The organism is Niallia sp. CD-39, from assembly GCF_059874745.1.
Genome location: NZ_JCBCPS010000007.1, coordinates 97,594 through 97,903 on the forward strand (window position 1 = coordinate 97,594; position 310 = coordinate 97,903).

Genomic DNA, 310 nt, shown 5'->3' on the forward strand with positions numbered 1-310 from the left:
CCTTAAAGCTTTAAAAGATGAAGAGCATCCTAATGTTGTATACGGTGTTGGTACTGTACAAGAAGAAGTAGGATTACGTGGAGCTCGTACATCTGCACAAACTATTCAACCCGATATCGGCTTTGGCGTCGATGTTGGAATTGCGGGAGATACGCCAGGAATTACTGAGAAAGAGGCACTTAGTAAGATGGGCGATGGTCCTCAAATTATCCTTTATGATGCATCTATGGTTTCACATAAAGGATTAAGAGACTTTGTGACAGATACGGCAGATGAGCTACAAATTCCTTATCAATACGATTCAGTACCG

At 41.6% G+C, this 310-nt stretch carries 1 pseudogene; it reads left to right on the forward strand.

Going from position 1 to position 310, the window contains the following annotated elements:
* A pseudogene (locus tag AC6F34_RS14730) lies at positions 1 to 310 on the forward strand (peptidase M28); the annotation flags it as partial.